The organism is Kitasatospora sp. NPDC002522 (genome assembly GCF_053595195.1).
This window is the reverse complement of record NZ_JBSFXE010000064.1, coordinates 1-21,680: the sequence shown is the minus strand read 5'-3', so window position 1 is coordinate 21,680 and position 21,680 is coordinate 1. Positions and strand designations below refer to the sequence as shown.

General features: G+C 73.6%; 18 protein-coding genes and 1 rRNA gene. 9 read left to right on the top strand and 10 right to left on the bottom strand.

All coding sequences use genetic code 11. The features are described 5' to 3' along the window. Window positions 1–4: 4 nt before the first annotated feature. The 3 genes from ACWD4U_RS32635 to ACWD4U_RS32625 form a co-directional block, all read right to left on the bottom strand. Window positions 5–661 (bottom strand): HAD family hydrolase, encoded by a 657-nt coding sequence (locus ACWD4U_RS32635; RefSeq protein ID WP_363460923.1) that lies wholly within the window; start codon window positions 659–661, stop codon window positions 5–7. A gap of 92 nt (window positions 662–753) precedes the next feature. Next, window positions 754–1,263 (bottom strand): DUF6912 family protein, encoded by a 510-nt coding sequence (locus ACWD4U_RS32630; protein ID WP_363460921.1) that lies wholly within the window; start codon window positions 1,261–1,263, stop codon window positions 754–756. Between the two features lie 69 nt (window positions 1,264–1,332). After that, the gene (locus ACWD4U_RS32625; RefSeq protein WP_363460919.1) at window positions 1,333–2,322 is read right to left on the bottom strand and encodes a patatin-like phospholipase family protein; all 990 of its coding nucleotides are present in this window, start codon (window positions 2,320–2,322) and stop codon (window positions 1,333–1,335) included. 420 nt (window positions 2,323–2,742) lie between these two features. Between ACWD4U_RS32625 and ACWD4U_RS32620 the strand changes: the two genes are divergently transcribed. Then, window positions 2,743–3,462, top strand: a complete 720-nt coding sequence (locus tag ACWD4U_RS32620; RefSeq protein WP_363460917.1) for an Rv3235 family protein — start codon at window positions 2,743–2,745, stop codon at window positions 3,460–3,462. 394 nt (window positions 3,463–3,856) lie between these two features. Here ACWD4U_RS32620 and secA read toward each other — a convergent pair whose 3' ends face one another. Then, window positions 3,857–6,628, bottom strand: a complete 2,772-nt coding sequence (gene secA / locus ACWD4U_RS32615) for a preprotein translocase subunit SecA (protein ID WP_363460915.1) — start codon at window positions 6,626–6,628, stop codon at window positions 3,857–3,859. A 220-nt stretch (window positions 6,629–6,848) separates the two neighbouring features. Between secA and ACWD4U_RS32610 the strand changes: the two genes are divergently transcribed. After that, complete coding sequence (locus ACWD4U_RS32610) at window positions 6,849–8,015, top strand: winged helix-turn-helix domain-containing protein (protein WP_363460913.1); 1,167 nt, start codon at window positions 6,849–6,851, stop codon at window positions 8,013–8,015. 3 nt (window positions 8,016–8,018) lie between these two features. Here the strand turns inward: ACWD4U_RS32610 and ACWD4U_RS32605 are convergent, their stop codons facing one another. Further along, complete coding sequence (locus tag ACWD4U_RS32605; protein ID WP_363460911.1) at window positions 8,019–8,744, bottom strand: response regulator transcription factor; 726 nt, start codon at window positions 8,742–8,744, stop codon at window positions 8,019–8,021. Between the two features lie 190 nt (window positions 8,745–8,934). Further along, a complete protein-coding gene (gene hpf, locus ACWD4U_RS32600) occupies window positions 8,935–9,627 on the bottom strand; it encodes a ribosome hibernation-promoting factor, HPF/YfiA family (protein ID WP_363460909.1) in 693 nt (230 codons plus the stop codon). Window positions 9,628–9,990: 363 nt separating this feature from the next. On the opposite strand from hpf, the gene ACWD4U_RS32595 reads away from it, so the two are divergent. After that, complete coding sequence (locus ACWD4U_RS32595) at window positions 9,991–10,713, top strand: ComF family protein (RefSeq protein ID WP_363460907.1); 723 nt, start codon at window positions 9,991–9,993, stop codon at window positions 10,711–10,713. A gap of 29 nt (window positions 10,714–10,742) precedes the next feature. Here ACWD4U_RS32595 and ACWD4U_RS32590 read toward each other — a convergent pair whose 3' ends face one another. The 3 genes from ACWD4U_RS32590 to mtrA form a co-directional block, all read right to left on the bottom strand. Further along, window positions 10,743–12,599, bottom strand: a complete 1,857-nt coding sequence (locus tag ACWD4U_RS32590) for an LpqB family beta-propeller domain-containing protein (protein WP_363460905.1) — start codon at window positions 12,597–12,599, stop codon at window positions 10,743–10,745. Beyond that, window positions 12,571–14,661 (bottom strand): MtrAB system histidine kinase MtrB, encoded by a 2,091-nt coding sequence (gene mtrB, locus ACWD4U_RS32585; RefSeq protein WP_449787381.1) that lies wholly within the window; start codon window positions 14,659–14,661, stop codon window positions 12,571–12,573. The genes ACWD4U_RS32590 and mtrB overlap by 29 nt, the downstream gene beginning before the upstream one ends. Window positions 14,662–14,722: 61 nt before the next feature. Further along, window positions 14,723–15,400 carry an MtrAB system response regulator MtrA gene (mtrA, locus tag ACWD4U_RS32580; protein WP_030459579.1) on the bottom strand — a complete coding sequence of 226 codons (678 nt, stop codon included), beginning with the start codon at window positions 15,398–15,400 and terminating at the stop codon, window positions 14,723–14,725. Between the two features lie 227 nt (window positions 15,401–15,627). On the opposite strand from mtrA, the gene ACWD4U_RS32575 reads away from it, so the two are divergent. Genes ACWD4U_RS32575 through ACWD4U_RS32550 form a run of 6 tightly spaced genes read left to right on the top strand, consistent with a single transcriptional unit; the run spans window position 15,628 to window position 21,515 of the window. Beyond that, on the top strand, window positions 15,628–16,812 hold the full coding sequence (locus ACWD4U_RS32575; RefSeq protein WP_363460903.1) for a glycerophosphoryl diester phosphodiesterase membrane domain-containing protein: 1,185 nt from the start codon (window positions 15,628–15,630) through the stop codon (window positions 16,810–16,812). A 5-nt stretch (window positions 16,813–16,817) separates the two neighbouring features. Further along, window positions 16,818–17,492 carry a DUF4129 domain-containing protein gene (locus ACWD4U_RS32570; RefSeq protein ID WP_363460901.1) on the top strand — a complete coding sequence of 225 codons (675 nt, stop codon included), beginning with the start codon at window positions 16,818–16,820 and terminating at the stop codon, window positions 17,490–17,492. Beyond that, the gene (locus tag ACWD4U_RS32565) at window positions 17,489–18,724 is read left to right on the top strand and encodes a DUF4350 domain-containing protein (protein WP_363460899.1); all 1,236 of its coding nucleotides are present in this window, start codon (window positions 17,489–17,491) and stop codon (window positions 18,722–18,724) included. Before ACWD4U_RS32570 ends, ACWD4U_RS32565 begins: the two co-directional genes overlap by 4 nt. Continuing rightward, window positions 18,721–19,710, top strand: coding sequence for an AAA family ATPase (locus tag ACWD4U_RS32560; protein ID WP_363460897.1), 990 nt, complete (start codon window positions 18,721–18,723; stop codon window positions 19,708–19,710). The genes ACWD4U_RS32565 and ACWD4U_RS32560 overlap by 4 nt, the downstream gene beginning before the upstream one ends. 47 nt (window positions 19,711–19,757) lie before the next feature. After that, window positions 19,758–21,068 (top strand): DUF58 domain-containing protein, encoded by a 1,311-nt coding sequence (locus tag ACWD4U_RS32555; RefSeq protein WP_363460895.1) that lies wholly within the window; start codon window positions 19,758–19,760, stop codon window positions 21,066–21,068. A gap of 33 nt (window positions 21,069–21,101) precedes the next feature. After that, on the top strand, window positions 21,102–21,515 hold the full coding sequence (locus ACWD4U_RS32550; RefSeq protein WP_363460894.1) for a hypothetical protein: 414 nt from the start codon (window positions 21,102–21,104) through the stop codon (window positions 21,513–21,515). Between the two features lie 75 nt (window positions 21,516–21,590). Here the strand turns inward: ACWD4U_RS32550 and rrf are convergent. Continuing rightward, window positions 21,591–21,680, bottom strand: a 5S ribosomal RNA gene (rrf, locus tag ACWD4U_RS32545); the annotation flags it as partial.

Below are 21,680 nucleotides of genomic sequence, written 5' to 3'. Positions count from 1 at the left end.
GCTGTCAGGCCGTCAGTTCCTCGGCCAGCGCGACCGCTTCGGCCAGCGAGTCCACCACCGGGACGCCGACCGGGGTCAGCTTCTCCCGGGTGTGCGAGCCGCCGGTGTACAGCACCGCCTTGATGCCCGCCGACAGCGCCGCCTCGGCGTCGTCCGCGGCGTCCCCGATCAGCACCGTCCGCCCGCGGTCGATCTCCGCGCCCAGCGCGTCCAGGTGCACCGCCAGGTACTCGGCCTTGCGCCCGCCACTCGCCCCGCGCCGCCCGTCCACCCGCAGGAAGTGCCCGGTCAGCCCGAACCCGTCCACCGCCGGCACCAGCTTCTCGTGCTCGTACATCGACAGCAGCGACTGGCTCCGCCCGCCCGCCGCCCACCCCGCCAGCAGCTCCACCGCCCCCGGCGTCAGCCCGCACCCAGGGAACAGCTCCAGGTACCTCACGTGGAACGCGTCGTCCAACGCCAGCCACTCCGCCTGGCTCGGCGCCCGCCCCAACAACCGCTCGTAGAACCGCGGCACCGGAATCTCGTACTGCGCCCGGTACTCCTCCAGCGTCATCGGCGCGATCCCCACCGTGGCGAACGCCGCATTGCTCGCCCCCAGCACCGCGCCCATGTCCTCCAGCAGCGTGCCGTTCCAGTCCCAGACTATGTGTGTACGCACCCGCCAAGGGTACGACCCGGGACCGACCGCACCCGCTCACCCACGGCGCTGCGCGTCACCCGCGGCCGGCTGCCGCCCCGGAGTTCCGCGCTTCAGGCCAGCAGGCCCGGGATCTCCTGGGTGGCGAACCAGAGGAGTTCGTGGTCCTCGGCGCCGTCGACGGTGAACTGGGCGTCCTGGTCGCCGTGGTCGGCGGCGGTGATGGCGGCGGCTGCGGCGGTGACGTCGGCGATCACGTCGGGGTCGGCGTCGTCGGCGTGGACGGAGGCGGCCTTGGCGAGGCGGATCGGGCCCGCCAGGACGACCCGGCCGAGCGAGGCCTGGTCCTGGTACTCGTCGCCGGGGAAGGGGGTGACCGCGGAGTCGGCGATCTCGGCGGCGACCACCACGCGGCGGCGCGGGGCCGCAGGGTCCGCGGCGAGCAGGCGGATCGAGGAGAGCGCGGCGCGGTTGAGGGCCGCGTACTCCAGCTCCTCCAGGTCGTCGCTGACGTACCACTCGCGCAGTGCCGGCGTCACCGCGTAGGCGACTCCCTGCTCCAGGACGCCCTCCGGGTGCGCCACCGCCAGGTCGTTCAACGTGGTGGGCACGTACACGCGCATCGGGGGCACCCTTCATCGGTCACTCTGCGACGGGACAAGAATACGCAGCCCGCTCCACCCGGGTCCGGGCTACCGGCCGACCATCCGGGTCTGCACTTCCCGCGCGGCGTGCAGGACCGCGGCGCGCCGCGTCGGATCCATCATGTTGGGCCCCATCACGGCGAGTTCCGGCGGGGTCGGCGCGAGCAGCCGGACCCGGATCCCGGCCTCCCGCAACTGGCGTGCCTCGCGCATCAGTTGACGGGTGACGGCGCGCCGGTAGCGGCTCACCAGCTGGGCCAGCACGCCGTGCGGACGGTCCGCGGCGCGCCAGGCCCGCAGCGCGTCGAGCGGGCCGCGGGCACCGGACGGCGGTTGCAGGCGCAGCGCCATCGGCGCGAGCACCGCGACCTCGTCCAGGCCGCGGGCCAGCATCAGGTCGGCGTTGGTCGCCGACCAGCAACCGCCGTCCACGTACCGGCCGCCCGCCGTCTCGACCGGCGCGAACCAGCCGGGGACCGCGCAGGAGGCCATCACCGCCTCGGCGACCGGCGCGGCCGGCGCCTCCGGGTCCCCGAACACCACCCGCCGCCCGGTGCGGTAGTCGACTGCGGCGACCCGCAGCGGGGAGCCGGGCGGCCAGCCGTCCGACCCGGCCAGCTGCCGGACCAGCTCGCCGACCGGGACGAGCGAGCCGCGACCGGTGGGCACCGCCGCGGAGACCATGGTCAGGAACGGGTAGTCGCGCGGGTGCCGGACGGCCTGCCGCAGCAGGCCGGGCGAGCCGATGGCCGGCCCGGGGCGCGGCGGCAGCGCGCCGCCCACCGCGTTCTCGTAGTCGAAGCCGATACCGGCCAGCGGGCCCGTGGCGACGGGGCGGCCGAGCTGATGATCCGCCAGGTCGGCGACGCTGGCGCCGCCCGCCAGCAGACTGCCCAGCAGCGCCCCGGCGGAGGTCCCGAGGATCACCTCCGCCTCGCCCGCGACCCGGCCGGTGGCCCGCTCCAGCGCACCGAGCGCCCCCACCGTCCAGGCCGCACCGAGCATGCCGCCCCCGCCCAGCACCAGCCCGAACCGCACCGCCGCGCCCCTCTCCGCCGACCCGTCCGCACGCCGGTCCGTACGCACACCAGCCCGTCCGCACAACCGGCCCACGCCGTCCGACCCGCACGCCGTCCGGCGCGCCGTCGCTCGCTGCCGATCCTCCGCCCTACCGGCGGGTAGACCCCGCAGGTCCGAGGCGGTGTCCGCGACCCGCCCGCCTGCGGACGGGTCAGCGCGGTGTCCCCCTTCGGGCCCTTCGCCCGCCCGACCCACCGTCAACACCCGTCCCGGGTCCGGGCCCCCGGATGCCTTGCCCGCCAAGGGCCGTCACGCGTACGGGTGGACTTTTCGAGGGCCTCCGGACCGCCGGAAACCGCCTTGGGCCCGCCGTCCGGCACCCGATACCAAGATCAGGCGCACCGCCGATCCGCGACTCCCGAGACCGAGAAGGCCCCGATGACCGAGCAGCTCTCCCCGACGCCCGGCCCGCACGCCCACCCGGATGCACACCCCGCCGCCCACGCGAACGCCCACCCGGATACCCACGCCGCCACCCACGCGAACGCCCACCCGGATACCCACGCCGCCACCCACGCGAACGCCCACCCGGATACCCGCCCCGCCACCCACGCGAACGCCCACCCGGATACCCACGCCGCCGCCCACGCGGAGCTCCGCCCGCACGTCCGCCCGCTGGTCCACCCCGTGCACGTCCCCGGCCACCCGCACCCGCGCCGCCCGGTCCGGCACCCGCACCAGTCCGGCGAGGCTCCGCGTGTCCCGCGCAACCCGCGCGCCGCCTGCGCCCCCGCCCGCCCGTACCGTCCGCGTACGCCCGCGCCGACCACCACCCGGCACGCCGACCTGGCGGCCCGCTTCGCCCACCGCCTGGTCGAGGTGCTCACCGGCACCCGCCCGGTCCACCAGTTGCAACGGCACACCACGCTGCCCGGCTTCCACCAGCTCGCGGCACTGGTCCGCACCGGCCCGCTGCGCCCCCGCGGACGCACCAGCCCGTTCCGGCTGGGCCGCGTCCACGACTCCGTCCCCGCCCCGGGCGCCCTGGAGGCCTGCGTGCGGGTCGAGTTCGGGCCCCGCCACCACATGCTGGCCTTCCGCCTCGAACAGCACACCCGCACCGGCCAGTGGCAGTGCTCGGCGGTGGAGGCCCGGTGACGCACCGTCAAAATGCCCACCGCTCAGCGCGGGCCCCAGGCCGGCCGCCCCACACCGGTGCCGTCCTCGCCTGCCGGCCCGCCACGGACTGCAGGACGGCGTCCTCCCCGGCGACCGCGAGCAGGTCGGGGGCTGCGCTATCGCCGGAGCGCACGAACGGCCGTAGGTGCCGACACCGAGCAGGATCCCGGCCGCGACCGGCAGGTGGCCGCGGCGCGGGTGGACCAGCGACCAGTACAGCCCGGGCCCGCACAGCGACCCGCCGAACAGCCCGACGAAGAACATCTCGAACCAAGAGCAGGTGAAACCCCCGTCAGCTCCCGGAACGAGCTCCCGGAACGCCCGACGGGGCGCCACTCCAGCAGGAGTGACGCCCCGTCGGGACCAGCCGGTGTCAGGCCTTGCGGCGGCGGCCGCTCTTCGCGGCCTTCGCGGCCTTGCGCCGCTCGGCCCGGGTCAGGCCGTCGCCCTCGCTGATCAGGCCGTCCTCGTCGAACTCGCCCTCGATCACGCCGCCGCCGATCTCGTCCGAGGGGGCGGTGTAGTGCAGGCGCTTGCGCTCCGGGGCCTCCAGGCCCTTGGCGCGGATCTCCGGGCGTGCCGGCGCGGCGTCCTTCTCCAGCTTGTCGAGCAGCACCTGCTCGTCCGCGATCGGGACCTCCTCGACCTGCTGCTCGACCTGGACCTCCAGGTTGAACAGGTAGCCGACGGACTCCTCCTTGATGCCCTCCATCATCGCGGAGAACAGGTCGAAGCCCTCGCGCTGGTACTCGACCAGCGGGTCGCGCTGGGCGTAGGCGCGCAGCGCGATGCCCTCCTGCAGGTAGTCCATCTCGTAGAGGTGCTCACGCCAGCGGCGGTCCAGCACCGAGAGCACCACGCGGCGCTCCAGCTCGCGCATGATCTGCTCGCCGAGCTGGTCCTCGCGGCGGCCGTAGGCGGCCTGGACGTCCTCCTGGATGGCCTTGGTGAGGAACTCGGGGGTGAGCCCGCCGGTCTCGGCGGCCTCCTCCTCCAGCTCGTCCAGGTCCAGGCCGACCGGGTACAGCTGCTTCAGCGCGGTCCACAGCTTGTCGAGGTCCCAGTCGTCCTCGAAGCCCTCGCCGGTCGCGGCGGACACGTACGCGGCGACCGTGTCGTCCATGAAGTGGCCGACCTGCTCCTGCAGGTCCTCGCCCTCCAGGACGCGGCGGCGCTCGCCGTAGATGACCTCGCGCTGGCGGTTGAGGACCTCGTCGTACTTGAGGACGTTCTTGCGGATCTCGAAGTTCTGCTGCTCGACCTGGGTCTGCGCGGAGGCGATCGCCCGGGTGACCATCTTCGACTCGATCGGCACGTCCTCCGGGACGTTCGCCATCGACAGCACGCGCTCGACCATGCCGGCCTTGAACAGGCGCATCAGGTCGTCGCCGAGCGACAGGTAGAACCGGGACTCGCCCGGGTCGCCCTGACGGCCGGAGCGGCCGCGCAGCTGGTTGTCGATCCGGCGGGACTCGTGGCGCTCGGTGCCGAGGACGTACAGGCCGCCGATCTCCTGCACCTCCTCCTGCTCCGCCTTGACCGCGCCCTTGGCCTTCTCCATCGCGGCCGGGTACGCGGCCTCGTACTCCTCCGGGGTGTCCTCGGGAGTGATGCCGCGCTGCGCCAGCTCGGCGGCGGCCAGGTGCTCGGGGTTGCCGCCGAGCATGATGTCGGTGCCGCGGCCGGCCATGTTGGTGGCGACGGTGACGGCGCCCTTGCGGCCCGCCTGCGCGACGATCTGCGCCTCGCGCTCGTGGTGCTTGGCGTTCAGCACCTCGTGCGGGATGCCGCGCTTGCGCAGCTCCTGCGACAGGTACTCGGACTTCTCCACCGACACGGTGCCGACCAGCACCGGCTGGCCCTTCTCGTGCCGCTCGGCGATGTCCTCGACCACGGCGGCGAACTTGGCCGGCTCGGACTTGTAGATCAGGTCCGGCTGGTCGATGCGCTTGGGCGACTTGTTGGTCGGGATCGGCACGACGCCGAGCTTGTAGATCTGGTGGAACTCGGCCGCCTCGGTGGTGCCGGTACCGGTCATGCCGGACAGCTTGTCGTAGAGGCGGAAGAAGTTCTGCAGGGTGATGGTGGCCAGCGTCTGGTTCTCGTTCTGGACCTCGACGCCTTCCTTGGCCTCGATCGCCTGGTGCATGCCCTCGTTGTAGCGGCGGCCGGCCAGGATGCGGCCGGTGTGCTCGTCGACGATCATGACCTCGCCGTTGATGACGACGTAGTCCTTGTCGACCTTGTACAGCTCCTTCGCCTTGATGGCGTTGTTCAGGAAGCCGACCAGCGGGGTGTTCACCGACTCGTAGAGGTTGTCGATGCCCAGGTAGTCCTCGACCCGGGAGACGCCCTCCTCGAGGATGCCGACGGTGCGCTTCTTCTCGTCGACCTCGTAGTCGCGCTCGATCTTGAGGCGCTGCACCAGCTTGGCGAAGTCGTTGTACCACTTGGTGGCCTGGTCGGCCGGGCCCGAGATGATCAGCGGGGTGCGGGCCTCGTCGATCAGGATCGAGTCGACCTCGTCGACGATCGCGAAGTTGTGGCCGCGCTGCACCAGTTCGTCCTGCGACCACGCCATGTTGTCGCGCAGGTAGTCGAAGCCGAACTCGTTGTTGGTGCCGTAGGTGATGTCCATCGAGTACTGGCGCTGACGCTCGGCGGGCGTCATGTTCGCCAGGATCACGCCGACCTCCAGGCCCAGGAAGCGGTGCACCCGGCCCATCCACTCCGAGTCGCGCTCGGCGAGGTAGTCGTTGACCGTGATCAGGTGCACGCCCTTGCCGGTCAGCGCGTTCAGGTACGCGGGCAGGGTGCCGACCAGGGTCTTGCCCTCGCCGGTGCGCATCTCGGCGACGTGGCCGTAGTGCAGCGCCGCACCGCCCATGATCTGGACGTCGTAGTGGCGCTGGCCGAGGACCCGGCGCGCCGCCTCACGGACGGTGGCGAAGGCCTCGGGGAGGATGTCGTCCAGCGTCTCGCCGTCGGCGAGACGGGCCTTGTACTCGTCGGTCAGCGCACGCAGCTCTTCGTCGGTGAGGTTGGTGAAGTCCTCTTCGATCGAGTTGACCTGGGCGGCGATCCGCTGCAGCTTGCGGAGGATCTTACCCTCGCCTGCGCGCAAGATCTTGTCGAAGACGGACACGTGAGCGGGCTCCTTGCCTGGATCGGCTCTGGATGACTGACGGAGGGGAGTCCACCCCACCGTACGGGCCATCGTATGCGAGGAGTCCGAGCGGCCGGGAGGTCCGTCAGCACGGTATTCCTGTGTCACCCCTGGGGGCACATCGTCCGAAGCCAGGTCCAATCGGTCGAAACGCTCCGCCCGCGCCGGATTGTCAGTGCCCTCGCCTACCCTCGGCCGCATGCCAGCGACCCCTCCGCCGACCGTCCGCCTCTCCGCCGACCAGGCCCGCCGACTCGCCCTGCGCGCCCAGGGCCTGCTCGGCTCCGCCGACCGCCGCGCCTCGGTGGAGGGCGTGCTGCGCCAGCTCGGCGCGGTCCAGCTGGACACCATCTCGGTGCTGGCCCGCTCGCACGAACTGGTCCCGTACGCGCGGCTCGGCGCGGTCGGCCGGCGCACCGTTGAGCAGGCCTACTGGGGGCGGGCCACCACCTTCGAGTACTGGTCGCACGCGGCGTGCATCCTGCCGATCGAGGAGTGGCCGCTGTTCGCCTTCCGCCGCCGCGCCTACCGCGACAAGGGCAACCTGTGGAACCACCGGGTCGCCCCGGAGGCCTACCAGCTGGTGCTCGACAAGCTGCGCGCCGAGGGCCCGTCGACCTCCACCGCGCTCGGCGGCGCGAAGCGGACCGCCGAGTGGTGGGACTGGTCCGACACCAAGATCGCGGTCGAGCGGGCGCTGGCCTTCGGCGATGTGGTGGTGACCGAACGGCGCGGCTGGAAGCGGGTCTACGACCTGGCCGAGCGGGCCGTCCCCGCCGAGCTGTACGGGCAGCGGCTGACCGACCAGGAGTGCCTGGTCCGGCTGGTCGCGCAGGCCGGCGCGGCGCTCGGCGTGGCCACCCGGGCCGACCTGATGGACTACCACCGCCTCAAGGGCGCCCAGGTGGACGCCGCGCTGCCGGAGTCCGGCCTGGTCCCGGTCGCGGTGGACGGCTGGTCGGCCCCGGCCTGGGCGGACCCGGCGGCGCTGGAGTCGGAGCCGCGCGGGCGGCACCGCACCACGCTGCTCTCCCCGTTCGACTCGCTGATCTGGGACCGCGCCCGCACCGAGCGGATCTTCGGGATGAGCCACCGGCTGGAGGCCTACACCCCCAAGCACAAGCGGGTGCACGGCTACTTCGCGATGCCGCTGCTGGCCGGCGGCCGGCTGGTCGGCCGGGTCGACCCGGCCCGCGAGGGCAGCACCCTGGTGGCCCGTCAGGTCTCCCTGGACGCCGCGAAGTTCGCCCCCGCGCTGGCCGAGGCGCTGCGCGAGGCGGCCGCCTGGACGGGCTGCACGGAGGTGCGGGTGGAGGCCTTGGCCGACGAGTCGATGCGGCCCGCGGTCGAGAAGGAACTCAGCTGACGCTCAGCCTATTTCGAGGATCTTCTCACGCATCGCGTAGACCACGGCCTCCATCCGGGAGTGCAGCTGCAGCTTCTCCAGGATGTTCCGGACGTGGTTCTTCACGGTGTTCTCGCTGATGAACAGCTCCTTGGCGATCTCCCGGTTGTTCATCCCGGTGGCCACCAGCTTGAGCACCTCCAGCTCCCGGTCGGTCAGCCGGGGCGCGGGCACCAACTCCCGGTCGTCCGAACGGCGCTGGATCATCGACTTGAACTCGGTCAGCAGCTTCGCCGCCATCGAGGGACTGATCTGCGACTGCCCGTCGGCCACCGCACGGATCGCGGTGGCCACCTCGTCGGTGGAGATCTCCTTCAGCAGGTAGCCGGTGGCCCCCGCCTTGATCGCCTCGTAGAGGTCGGCCTCCTCGTCGCTGATCGTCAGCATGATGATCTTGGCGCTGGGGACCACGTCCTTGATCGCGGTGCACGCCTCGATCCCGCTGCGCCGGGGCATCCGGACGTCCATCAGGATGATGTCGGGCAGCAGGTCGGCGGCCTTCAGCACCGCCTCGGCACCGTCCCCGGCCTCGCCGATGACCCGGATGTCCTCCTCCTCGGCCAGCACGATCTCCAGGCCGCGGCGGAACAGCGCGTGGTCGTCCACCACCAGCACCCGGATCGGCTCCGCGCGGCGCGGCGGGTAGCCGGAGTCCTCCGGGTCCAGGCCCTCCCGCGAAAGGTCCCCCATCTGCTCCTCCCCCCGCCGCAGGTCGACTGACCCGCACATCATTCCACGGCGCGGCGGCGGCGCGATCACCCTCCGCCGCCGAACCGCCCTGCTGGGTGATCCCGGACGTGCGCGACCCCGGCGGCTGCGGGAGCCGCCGGGGTCGCCGGTTCTTCCATCCTCGTGCGGGTTCTGCTCGCCGGGCCGGGTGTCAGTCCTCGTCCGGCCCGTTGATCGCGCCGCCGGCCCCGGCCGCGTCGGCCACCGCCGCGAGGTCCTCCTTCAGGTGGATCACGCCGTAGTGGTAGCCGTGCCGGCGGTAGACCACGCTCGGCAGGCCGCTGTCCTTCTCCTGGAACAGGTAGAAGTCGTGGCCGACCAGCTCCATCGCGTACAGCGCCTGGTCCAGCGACATCGGCGCGGCGGAGTGCGTCTTCTCGCGGACGACGAGCGGACCGTCGCCCTGCACCTCCAGGCTTCCCATCATGGTCTTGCGAGCCGCGCCGTTCGCGCCCTCGGGCGCCTCCGTGGCGGGCAGCTCGGCCAGCGCGGCGGTCGCCGCCGCGACGCTCACCGGGGTGCGGCCGTTGGCGCCGCCCTTGTGAACCCGGCGCCGGTCGGCGGACTTGCGCAGCTGCGCCTCCAGCTTCGCGGAGGCGAGGTCGAGGGCCGCCCACGGGTCGGTGGCGGAGGCCTCGGCCCGGATCACCGGGCCCCGGCTGCGGAGGGTGATCTCGACCCGGTCGGAACGGTCGGCCTGACGCGGGTTGTGCTCCTTGGACACCTCGACGTCGAGGCTGATCGCCTTGGTGTCGAAGCGCTGGACCTTCTCCAGCTTCTCGGCCACGTGCTCGCGGAACCTCTTGGGCACCTCGGTCTTGCGGCCCTTGACGACGATGTCCACGCAGAACTCCGATCCCTTGTGCTGACCGGTCGGGAGTACGTCCCGGACCGGCGTGAGACCCAGCCGAACCGATCGGTCCGCCGCCTGCCCCCGGTCACTGCCGGGGCGGTGGCGAGGACCGCGGCCCTCACCTCACTTCCTCCCCACCAGGGGCTTTCAAAACCCCTGGAGCCTCATGCAACACCTCACCCGGGGATCTCGCACCCCAGTCGAACGAACGTACCGGCACGCGGTCGACGATCCGGCTGTTCCCCCCTGTTTACCCCCCTTGGGGTGAAACAACGGTAAACATCTGGACAACACGCTCGGTTACGCCCACCGTATGGCTCAAGTCGCCGCCTGGCCAGCCCTCGGGAGGTGTTCGTGACGCGCTGTGACACCGCCCGCCTTCCCGTCGCCCGCCCCGGCGCCGCCCTCACGGCCCTGCTCGACCTGCTGGTCCCCGCCCGCTGCGCCGGATGCGGCACCGGCCGCGGCGGCCTCTGCACCGTCTGCCGCACCCTGCTCGACGGCGTCCACGCCGGACCGGCCGGGCCGGTGCGCCCGCCGCCCGACCTCCCACCGTTGCACGCAGCCGCGACCTACGCCGGGCCGGTGCGCCAACTGCTGCTCGCGCACAAGGAACGCGGCGCGCTGCGACTGGCCGCGCCGCTCGGCGGCGCGCTGGCCGCCGCGGTGCGCTCGGCGACCGGTGCGGGCACCGCTCCGCTGCTGCTGGTCCCGATGCCCTCCGCCCGGCGGGCCACCCGCGCCCGCGGGCACGATCCGACGCTGCGGCTGGCCCGGGCCGCCGCGCGCGCCCTGCACCGCGGCGGGGTCGCCACCCTGGTCGCGCCGGTGCTGCGGCAGATCCGCCCGGTCGCCGACCAGGCCGGCCTCGGCGCCGCGGACCGCCACCGCAACCTGCACGGCGCGCTCGCCGTCCCCGACCGCCTCGCCGCCCGGCTGGCCGGCCACCGCCTGGTGCTGGTCGACGACCTGGTCACCACCGGCGCCACCCTCGCCGAAGCCGCCCGCGCCCTACGCGCCGCCGGCTGCCCGCCCCGCGCCGCCGCCACCGTCGCCGCGACGGCCCGCCGGAACTGACGGGGCGTCACGCCACCGGTCGAGGGTGGCTAGCCCGGGTAGCTGAAGGCCACGGCCGGGATCTTGCTGGGGACCTCGTGCCACTGGTTGTCCTTGAGCCGGTAGAGGCCGTTGTGGGACACCGTCAGGACCGCGGGGCCGACCTGGTCGCCGGCGGTGCGGGCCTCGGTGGCGGAGAGCGCGGTCATCGACTCGCCGCCCTGGAGCGGGGAGTCGGTGGACTGGGAGCCGTCGGTGCCGAGGAAGTGCAGCTGCTGGAGCCGGTCGGTCTCCTTGCCGAGCACCACCAGCTGGTCGGTGTCGCCCCAGCCGACCGCGGCGACCTCGGCCAGCTGCGGGGCGACGTTGCGCAGCGCGATGATCCGGGCCTGCGGGGCGGCGGGGGTGCCGCTGTGCACCACCAGGCCGAGGACCAGCGTGGCGGGCGCGTTGGGGCTCTTGACCACCATGGCGACCCGGGTGCCGTCGGAGGAGATCCGCAGCGACTGCACGGCCCGGCCGTCCAGCCCGTCGACGCCGACCTGCACGGTGGTGCGGCCGCGCACCATCAGCACGCGGGGCGCGGCGGGGTCGCGGTCGACCAGCCACAGGTCGCCGCGGCCGTCCCAACTCGGCGAGGCCAGGGCGGGGTTGGCGCCCGGGGCGCGGGGCGGGACCACCGGGTCGCCGAGCTTGTCGCCCTCGGTGAGGCCGGTGACGTACAGGTTGTGGCCGTCCTGGCCGATCACCGCGGCGGCGGCGCCGTCCCGGCGGACCGCGATCTCGCCGGGCTTGGGCTGGCCGGGCTGCGGGGCCTGGCCGAGCACCCCGGCGACCGGGACGGGGTCCACGCCGTCCTGGTAGCGGGTCAGCCGGCCGTCCTCCAGCCGGATGTACGCCTGCACGCCGGTGGACTCGCCGGCCAGCGCGCCGGGGGCGACCTGGGCCGCCTGGCCGCTGCCGACCGAGCAGCCGCCCTTGGCGGAGGCCAGGTCCAGCCGTTCGAGCTTGCCCTGCTGGTCGGCGAGGGTCTGGAAGAGCTGCTGGGCCATCTGCTGGCAGCCCACCTGGTTGGCGCCGAGGTCGACGCCGTCCACCCGGACGGTGGTGACCCGGTTGTCGCCGACGGTGGCGCCGAGCACCCGCACCCCGTCGAGCGCCGAGTACACCACCGGGGAGAGCCACTGCGAGGGGCCGGCGGCGACCGCCGAGGCGGCCTCGGTGAGCGGGTCTATTCGGCGCCGCAGGTAGATCGGGTCGGGCACCAGCACCGGGGTGTTGGCACTGCGCTCGTTGGTCGGGTCGGTGCGCGCGAAGAAGTAGCGGTGGACCGGCTTGTAGCCGTTCTTGAAGTTGGTCTGGTCGACGATCAGCCCGTCCGGGAGGCCGTCGATCCGCCACTCGCCCTTGTTCGGGCCCTCGGTCTCCTTCACGAAGGTGAAGACCTGCTGGTAGTTCTCGACCAGGCGGGCCTGGTAGGTGTGCCGGCCGTCCAGCTCGGCGACCTGGCGGCCGCTGACGGTCAGCTGCGCGCTGCTGTCGCCCTGGTCGGGGGTCGGGTGCGTGACCCGCGGGGCGTCCGAGAGCACCACCACGCCGGCGTCCGGGCGCCAGCGCTTGGCGGCGTCCGCGGTCAGGTACTGCTTGGCGGTGTCGTAGTTGGCCTGGTCGGCGTTGGAGGAGTCGAGGAAGCCGGTGAGCAGGTCGCCCAGGTTCTCACCGGGGTGCGGGGCGACCGGGTAGACGTGCACCTGCAGGCCGTCCGCGGCGCCCTGGGAGACCTCCAGGCGCTCCGGGGGGCCGCCGGAGGGCATGGTGACGCACCCGGTGGCCGCGGCGGCCAGCAGCACGGCCCACGCCAGGGACCGGATCCGCCGGTCAGCCGTCCTGCGGTCGCTCCTGGTCACCCCGGGTCCCCTCCTGCTCGGTGTCGCCCTGCTCGGTGTCGACGCGTTCCGGCGCGGGGGCCGACGGCTGGGCCGGGGGCCGCGCGCCGCGGTCCACCACGATCTGCGCGCCGGTCGCACCGTACCCGGCGGCGCCCGCCCGGACGTCCGAGGGGTCGGCGACCGGGGCGGCGGCCGGACGGCCCAGACCGGGGCCGATGCTGAGCACCCCGCCGAGGCCGGAGCCGAAGGTGTGCCGCTCGGCGTCCGGGGTCTCCGGGATGACGGTGGACTCCCCGGTCGCGGTCAGCGCGGTGGCACCCTGCGGGCGCACCGCCCGGCGGTAGGGGGTGCCGGCCGAGGCCATGCCGCGGTTGTGCCGGGAGTCCTCGGGCTCCAGCCGGAACGGCGCCCGGGAGAGCTCGCCACCGCGGGTGCGCGGCAGCGTGAGCCGGAAGTGCGAGCCGCCACCGGGCTCGCCCCAGGCCTGCAGCCAGCCGCCGTGCAGGTGGGCGTCCTCGACCGCGATGGACAGGCCCAGGCCGGTGCCGCCGGTGGTGCGCACCCGGGACGGGTCGGCCCGCCAGAAGCGGTGGAACACCCGGGACGCCTCGCCCGGCTTCAGGCCGATGCCGTAGTCGCGCACGCCGACCGCGACGGCGCCCTCGCCGGCGCCGAGCCGGATCACCACGTCCCGGCCCTCGCCGTGCTCCAGCGCGTTGACCACCAGGTTGCGCAGGATCCGCTCGATCCGGCGGGAGTCGACCTCGGCGACCACCGGGTTCTCGGCGCCGCGGATCAGCACCGCGCTGCCCTTCGCCCGGGCCAGCGGGTCGGCGGCCTCCACCACCCGGGTCACGATGTCCCGCAGGTCGACCGGCTCGGCGTCCAGGATCGCCGCACCCGCGTCGAACCGGCTGATCTCCAGCAGGTCGGCGAGCAGCGACTCGAAGCGGTCCAGCTGGTCCTGGAGCAGCTCGGCGGAGCGGGCCGCCATCGGGTCCAGGTCCTCGCGGCTGTCGTAGATCAGGTCGGCGGCCATCCGCACCGTGGTGAGCGGGGTGCGCAGCTCGTGCGAGACGTCGGAGACGAAGCGGCGCTGCACCCGGGACAGCTCCTCGAGCTGCCGGATCTGCGCCTGCAGGCCGTTGGCCATCCGGTTGAACGAGTCGCCGAGGCGGGCGATGTCGTCGGTGCCGGTGACCTTCATCCGCTCGTCGAAGTGCCCGCCGGCCAGCCGCTCGGAGATCCCCGCGGCCATCCGGACCGGGGTGACCACCTGGCGCACCACCAGCCAGGCGATGCCGCCGAGCAGGATCACCAGGAACAGCCCGGCGGTGGCCAGGGTGCCGATCACCAGGTTGAGGGTGCTGGTCTCCTGCTGGAACGAGAAGACGTAGTACAGCTGGTAGGCGTTGCCGTCGGGGCCGGAGAACTGCTTGCCGATCGCCAGGCCCTTGTTGTCGTCGGCGACCTGCGGGGCGTTCGGGTCGCGGTAGATCCGCACCGTCTGCTCGTGCGGGACGCTCGGCTCGGCGGCGACCTTGGCGCGCATCTCCGGCGTGATGGTGTCCGGCAGGATCGTGCCGGAGTAGCGGGCGCCGCCGCGCAGGCCCGCGCTGGCCGAGCTCTCCTCGAACCCGGACGGGGTCAGCGCGATCACCGAGTACACGCCGGAGCCACCGGAGGCCAGGTCGGAGACCTGCTTGGTCAGCCAGGCGTTGATCTGGTCGCGGGTCGGGTCGGCGGTCGCGCCGGCCTTCGCCTGCAGGTTGATCGCCTCGTTGATCTTGTCCTGCTCGATCTGGAAGCCGCCGATCGCCTGGCCCTGCGCGGCGCGCTTCTTGGAGTCCAGCAGGCCGGTGCGCACCTGGGCGACCACCACCACGCCGAGCACCAGCACCACCACGAAGGACAGCAGCAGCGTCGCCGCCACCACCCGCAGCTGGATGGAGCGGCGGTACAGCGCCAGCACCCGGCCCACCGGGTGCCGGAACTGACGGACCACCGGCGCGAACAGCACCGCCCACCACCGGCGCCGTCGCGGCCCCTCGGTGGTGGAACTCAGCACGTCGCCGCGCACAGCAGCCTCCCCGCCGGACCGGTCGTCCGACGGGGAGTCGTCAGCTCGCACTCCGCCCACGTCAGCTGGGCCCCGCCTTGTAGCCCACGCCGCGGACCGTCACCACGATCTCCGGACGCTCCGGGTCCTTCTCGATCTTGGAGCGGAGCCGCTGCACGTGCACGTTCACCAGCCGGGTGTCGGCCGCGTGCCGGTAGCCCCAGACCTGCTCCAGCAGCACCTCGCGGGTGAACACCTGCCAGGGCTTGCGGGCCAGCGCGACCAGCAGGTCGAACTCCAGCGGGGTCAGCGGAATGCCGCGGCCCTCGCGCTTGACCGAGTGCCCGGCGACGTCGATCACCAGGTCGCCGATGGTCAGCTGCTCCGGCGTCGGCTCCTCGGCCCGGCGCAGTCGGGCCCGCACCCGGGCGACCAACTCCTTGGGCTTGAACGGCTTGGTGACGTAGTCGTCGGCACCCGACTCCAGGCCCACCACGATGTCGACCGTGTCGGTCTTCGCGGTCAGCATGACGATCGGAATACCGGACTCCGCCCGGATCTGGCGGCACACGTCGATGCCGTCGCGGCCGGGCAGCATCAGGTCAAGCAGCACCAGATCGGGCTTGGTCTCGCGGAACGCGGCCAGAGCCTTGTCCCCGTCCGCCACGAAAAACGGCTCAAAACCCTCACCACGCAGCACGATGCCGAGCATCTCGGCCAGTGCGGTGTCGTCATCGACGACGAGGACACGTCCCTTCATGGCTCCATCTTCTCATCATGCGGATGTGACCTGTCGCACAGCCGTCCCACTCGATACCGGCCGACCGTCCGTCGAACCAGTCATACCATCGCAAACCCCGCAGGCAGCACGGCCGGAGGGGACCGTTGTCGATCAGCAACGGGATACCCCTGGGGTGCGCGTGCGCACCATGACACGATGGGCACCCCGAAGCACCCGGAAGCAGGGTGCCCCGACGAGGAGCGTTGATGACCGAGACCCCGGGCTGGACGTCCCCCGGTTCTCCCGAGCCCGCGCCCGGCACCTCCGAATCCGGCCACCCGGCGCCGGTCGCCGCTCCCCCCGCTCCCCAGGACGCCCCTCCCCCGCCGCCGCAGGCCGGCTGGAGCACCCCCCAGCCCGGCTGGGGTGCCCCGCAGCCGCAGCCCGGATGGGGTGCCCCTCAGGGCCCTTACCCGGGCCCGCAGGCCGGCTGGGGCGTGCCGCTCAGCCCCAAGCCCGGGATCATCCCGCTGCGCCCGCTCGGCGTCGGCGAGATCATCGACGCCTGCTTCGGCACCGTCCGCCGCTACTGGCGCACCGCGTTCGGCCTCAGCCTCGGCCTGGCCGCCGTGGTCCAACTGGTGCAGGCGCTGGTCGACTGGTGGATCCACGTCGACGGCACCCAGACCGAGGCGATGTTCTCGCGCTACTTCACCATGCCGCTGCAACTGCTCGCCGGCATCGTGGCCAGCGGCCTGCTCACCGTCGTGGTCGGCCGCGGTGTGCTCGGGCAGGACGCCACCCTCAAGGACGCCTGGGAGGGCGCCCGTCCCCGGATGTGGCGGCTGGCCGGCCTGACCCTGCTCAACGTGCTGATCCTGGTCGGCGGCCTGGGCGTGGTGGTCGTCCCGCTGTCGGTGCTGGCCGTGGTCCTCCACGCCCCGGCGCTGATCCTGCTGGCGCTGCTCGCGCTGCCCCCGGCGATCTGGGTGTGGGTCCGGCTCAGCCTGTCCGCGCCCGCCCTGATGCTGGAGCACCAAGGCGTCGTCGCCGCGATGAAGCGCTCCTGGCGGCTGGTCCGCGGCTCCTGGTGGCGGATCTTCGGCATCACCGTGCTGTTCCAGATCTGCGTCGGGATGCTCAGCGCCGTCCTGGTCATCCCCGGCACCGTCGCCTCGCTGATGGTCGGCGGCGGCCCGGGCGGCATCCCGGCCGAGTCCGACTCCGGGGCGATCGCCGGCATCGTGATCTCCGCCGTCTGCTACACCCTGGCCAGCACGCTGACCATCCCGCTCAGCGCCACCCTCACCGTGCTGCTCTACATCGACCAGCGGATCCGCCGCGAGGCCCTCGACCTCGAACTGGCCCGCGCCGCCGGACTGCCCGGCTACGGCTGGAACGCCCAGGGCGCCGCGCCCGTCCCGGGCCAGAGCACGCCGCCGGGGGTCTGAACAGCATGGGGTTCCGGGGGGAGGGGACGCCGCTCGCGGACGGCGTCCCGGTGACCGTGCCGCGCGACGCCGCCCGCGACGCCGCGCACGAAGAGCTCCGCAAGGCCGTCTACCACCAGCACGACCCGGGCCTCATCGACCGGGCCCTCGACTGGCTCGGCCGCCAGTTCGACCGGATGTTCGACAACCTCGGCAGCCCGTTCGGCGGAGGCGGCGGCACCGCCCTGGTACTGCTGCTCGTCGTCGCCGTCCTGATCGCCGCCGCCCTGTGGTGGCGCTACGGCGCCCCCGGCCGCACCGCCCGCTCCACCAGCGCGCTGTTCACCGCCGACGGCCCGCGCAGCGCCGACCAGCACCGCGCCGCGGCCGCCGCACACGCCGCCGCCGGCGAGTGGGCCGACGCCGTCCGCGAACAGATGCGCGCCCTGGTCCGCGGCCTGGAGGAACGCACCCTGCTCGACCCGCGCCCCGGCCGCACCGCCGACGAGGCGGCCGCCGAAGCCGGCCGCGCCCTGCCCGACCACGCCGCCGAACTCGCCGCCGCCGCAGGGCTGTTCGACGACATCGCGTACGGCGACCGGACCGCCGACCAGGACGCCTACCGCACCCTGGCCGCCCTCGACCGCACCGTCGCCGCGACCCGCCCCACGCCCGTCCCGGCCGGCGGAGGACCCGCATGACCACCACCGCACCGCCGCCCGCCACCGCCGAACCCGCCCCGGCCGACGCCCCCGCCGCCGAGCCCGCGCCCCGGCCCACCGCCCGCACCCTGTGGCGGCGCTGGCGCTGGTACCTGCTCTCCGCCGCGATCCTGCTGCTGGTCGGCGTCCTGGTCGCCGCCATACCCGGCGGCGGCACCTACCCGCCGCTCGACCCGCGCTCCGGCGACAAGGACGGCACCCTCGCCGCCGTCCGCCTGCTGGAACGCCACGGCGTCACCACCCGCACCGTCACCACCGAGGCCGACCTCGCCGCCGCACTGCGTGCCGACGACACCACCGTCGTCCTCCCCGGGACCGACCTGATGAGCTACGGCGAACTGAACCGGCTCGGCACCGTCCCGCGCGGCAACCGGAGCCGCCTGGTGCTGCTCGCCCCCGGCCAGCCCGCCCTGGACGCCTTCGCCCCCGGCATCACCGTCAGGTACGCCGACACCACCGACACCCTCACCACCCCCGCCACCTGCACCCTGCCCGAGGCCGCGCTGGCCGGCAGCGCCGAACTCGGCGGCCGCAGCTACCGGCACCGCACCAGCGACACCGGCTGCTACCCCCGGCACGGCAACGACACCCTGGTCAGCCGCACCGAGAAGGACCGGCAGGTGATCGTCACCGGCACCGCCGACACGTTCAGCAACGCCCGCCTCGACCAGGAGGGCAACGCCTCGCTCGCCCTCGGCCTGCTCGGCGCCCACCGCACCCTGGTCTGGCACCTGCCCGACCACAGCCTCCCCGACGACGCCTCCGTCCCCGGCCAGAAGACCCTCACCGACTTCGTCCCCGCCGGCTGGTACTGGGCCGCCCTGCAGCTCACCGTCGCCGCGCTGCTCGCCGTCGTCTGGCGCGCCCGCCGCCTCGGCCCCGTGCTGACCGAACAGCTGCCCGTCGTGGTCCGCGCCACCGAGACCACCGAAGGCCGCGCCCGGCTGTACCAGCGCGCCAAGGCCCGCGGCCACGCCGCCGACACCCTGCGCCGCGCCACCCGGCACCGGCTGGCCACCGCCCTCGGCGTCCCCCTGCACTCCGGCGACCCGGAACCGGCCGCCCTCACCGAGGCCGCCACCACCCGCACCGGACGCCCCGCCGCCGACCTCCAGCACCTGCTGTACGGCCCGGCCCCCACCGACGACGCCGCCCTGGTGCGGCTCACCGACGACCTCGACGCCCTGGAAAGGCAGGTACGACACTCGTGACCGAGCAGCTGCTCAAGACCACCCCGGCCGCGCCCACCGGCGACGCCCGCGCCGCCCTCACCGCCCTGCGCGGCGAGATCGCCAAGGCCGTGGTCGGCCAGGACGCCGCCGTCACCGGCCTGGTCGTCGCCCTGCTCTGCGGCGGCCACGTCCTGCTCGAAGGTGTCCCCGGCGTCGCCAAGACCCTGCTGGTCCGCACCCTGGCCACCGCCCTCGACGTGGAGACCAAGCGCATCCAGTTCACCCCCGACCTGATGCCCGGCGACGTCACCGGTTCCCTGGTCTACGACACCCGCACCGCCGAGTTCTCGTTCCAGCCCGGCCCGGTCTTCACCAACCTGCTGCTCGCCGACGAGATCAACCGCACCCCGCCGAAGACCCAGGCCGCCCTGCTGGAGGCCATGGAGGAGGGCCAGGTCACCGTCGACGGCGAGCCCCGCAGGCTCCCCGTCCCGTTCCTGGTCGCCGCCACCCAGAACCCCGTCGAGTACGAGGGCACCTACCCGCTGCCCGAAGCCCAGCTCGACCGCTTCCTGCTCAAGCTGGTCCTCCCGCTGCCCACCCGCGAGCAGGAGTTCCAGGTCCTCTCCCGGCACGCCACCGGCTTCGACCCCCGCGACCTCGCCGCGGCCGGCGTCCGCGCCGTCGCCGGCCCCGCCGACCTGGCCGCCGCCCGCGCGGAGATCGCCAAGCTCACCGTCTCCCCCGAGGTCCTCGCCTACATCGTCGACCTGGTCCGGGCCACCCGGCAGTCCCCCTCGCTCGCCATGGGCGTCTCCCCGCGCGGCGCCACCGCCCTGCTCAACACCTCCCGTGCCTGGGCCTGGCTGGCCGGCCGCGACTACGTCACCCCCGACGACGTCAAGGCCCTCGCCCTGCCGACCCTCCGCCACCGCATCCAGCTCCGCCCCGAGGCCGAGATGGAAGGCACCACCCCGGACAGCGTCATCCAGGCCGTCCTCGCCCAGACCCCGGCCCCGCGCTAACGGCACCCCCACGCGCGCCGACCCGTCCACGAAAGCGAGCCCGCACCATGGCCCTGACCGGCCGAACCGCCCTCCTCGCCGCACTCGGCGCGCTCGTCGTGGGCCTCGTGCTCCCGTCCTGGGCGGGCATCGGCGCGGTCACCCTCCCGCTGCTCGCCGCCGTCCTCGCCGACCTGCTGCTCGCCGCCCCGGTCCGCCGCCTCACCCTCCACCGGGACGGCCAACCCACCGTGCGACTCGGCGAGGCCCTCAGCGTCGACCTGATCATCGGCAACCCGTCAGGACGCCCGCTGCGCGCCCGAGTTCGCGACGCCTGGCTACCCTCCGCCTGGGCGCCCGGCACCTCCTACGACGCCTCCCGACACAGCGTCACCGTCCCCGCCGGGGAACGCCGCCGCCTCACCACCCACCTCGCCCCCACCCGGCGCGGCGACCACCACGCCGGCAAGGTGACGATCCGTTCGCTCGGCCCCCTCGGCCTGGCGGGCCGTCAGGCCTCCCGCACCGCCCCGTGGCGGATCCGCGCCCTGCCCCCGTTCGCCAGCCGCAAGCACCTCCCGTCCAAGCTCGCCCGCCTGCGCGAACTCGACGGCCGCACCAGCGTGCTGACCCGCGGTCAGGGCACCGAGTTCGACTCCCTGCGCGAGTACCTGCCCGGCGACGACGTCCGCTCCATCGACTGGCGCGCCAGCGCCCGCCGCAGCACCGTCGCCGTCCGCACCTGGCGCCCCGAACGCGACCGCCACGTCCTGATCGTCCTCGACACCGGCCGCACCTCCGCTGGCCGCGTCGGCGACGCCCCCCGGCTGGACGCCGCCCTCGACGCCGCGCTGCTGCTCACCGCGCTCGCCACCAAGGCCGGCGACCGCGTCGACCTGCTCGCGCACGACCGCACCCGCCGCGCCGCCCTGGCCGGCCGCTCCGCCTCCGACGTGCTCCCCGCCTTCACCGACGCGATGGCCCTCCTGGAACCCGCCCTGGTCGAGACCGACCTGCGCGCCCTCACCTCCTCCGCCCTCCGGATGGCCCCGCACCGCTCCCTGATCGTCCTCCTCACCGGCCTCGACGCCCGCCCCGTCGAAGACGGCCTGCTCCCTCAGCTCCCCCTCCTCACCAAGCGCCACGAGCTGGTCCTCGCCTCCGTCGCCGACCCCCGCCTCGACCACCTCGCCAACGCCCGCGGCACCGTCCAGGACGTCTACGGCGCCGCCGCCGCCGAACAGACCCGCGCCGACCGCCGCCACACCGCCGAACTCCTCACCCGCCGCGGCGTGACCGTCCTCGACGCCCCACCCGAGACCATCGCCCCCGCCCTGGCCGACACCTACCTCACCCTCAAGGCCGCCGGCCGCCTCTGACCGCCCCCTCGGCCGGTACCCGATACTTCTGGGGTGCTGCTGACATGGATTGCCGAGGTGGCGGACGAGCCGCTCGTACTGGAGCCGGCCGACCGACAGGTGGAGTGGGAGACCAACACCTGGTGGCTGAGCGCAGAGGACGAGGGCAGGCAGGCCCTGTCCGTCTCGGACGTGGTAGCCGCGTTCGAGCAGACCGCTGACGGCATCCGCCTCCGCATCAGCGAGATGGGCTTCGCAGGAGCGGCAACCTTCTACGTATGGCACGACGAACAGGCCGGCCAGCTCCGCTGCTCCACCGGGTCAGTCCCCGTGGACCAACTGCCCTTCCGCGGCGCGTACGTGCCTTCTGACGATCTCGGACCGGTCATTGAAGACTTCCTGAACGACCGACAGCCAGGCTCACCACGTCCCGTGTGGGTTCGCACCGTCGGAACGGTCTCCTGCTGACCGATCCCGCAGCGACGAATGCGTACAACGCAGAAAGGGCCCCAGCCAAATGGCTGGGGCCCTTTCTCAGAAGGAGTTCGGCGGCGTCCTACTCTCCCACAGGGTCCCCCCTGCAGTACCATCGGCGCTATGAGGCTTAGCTTCCGGGTTCGGAATGTAACCGGG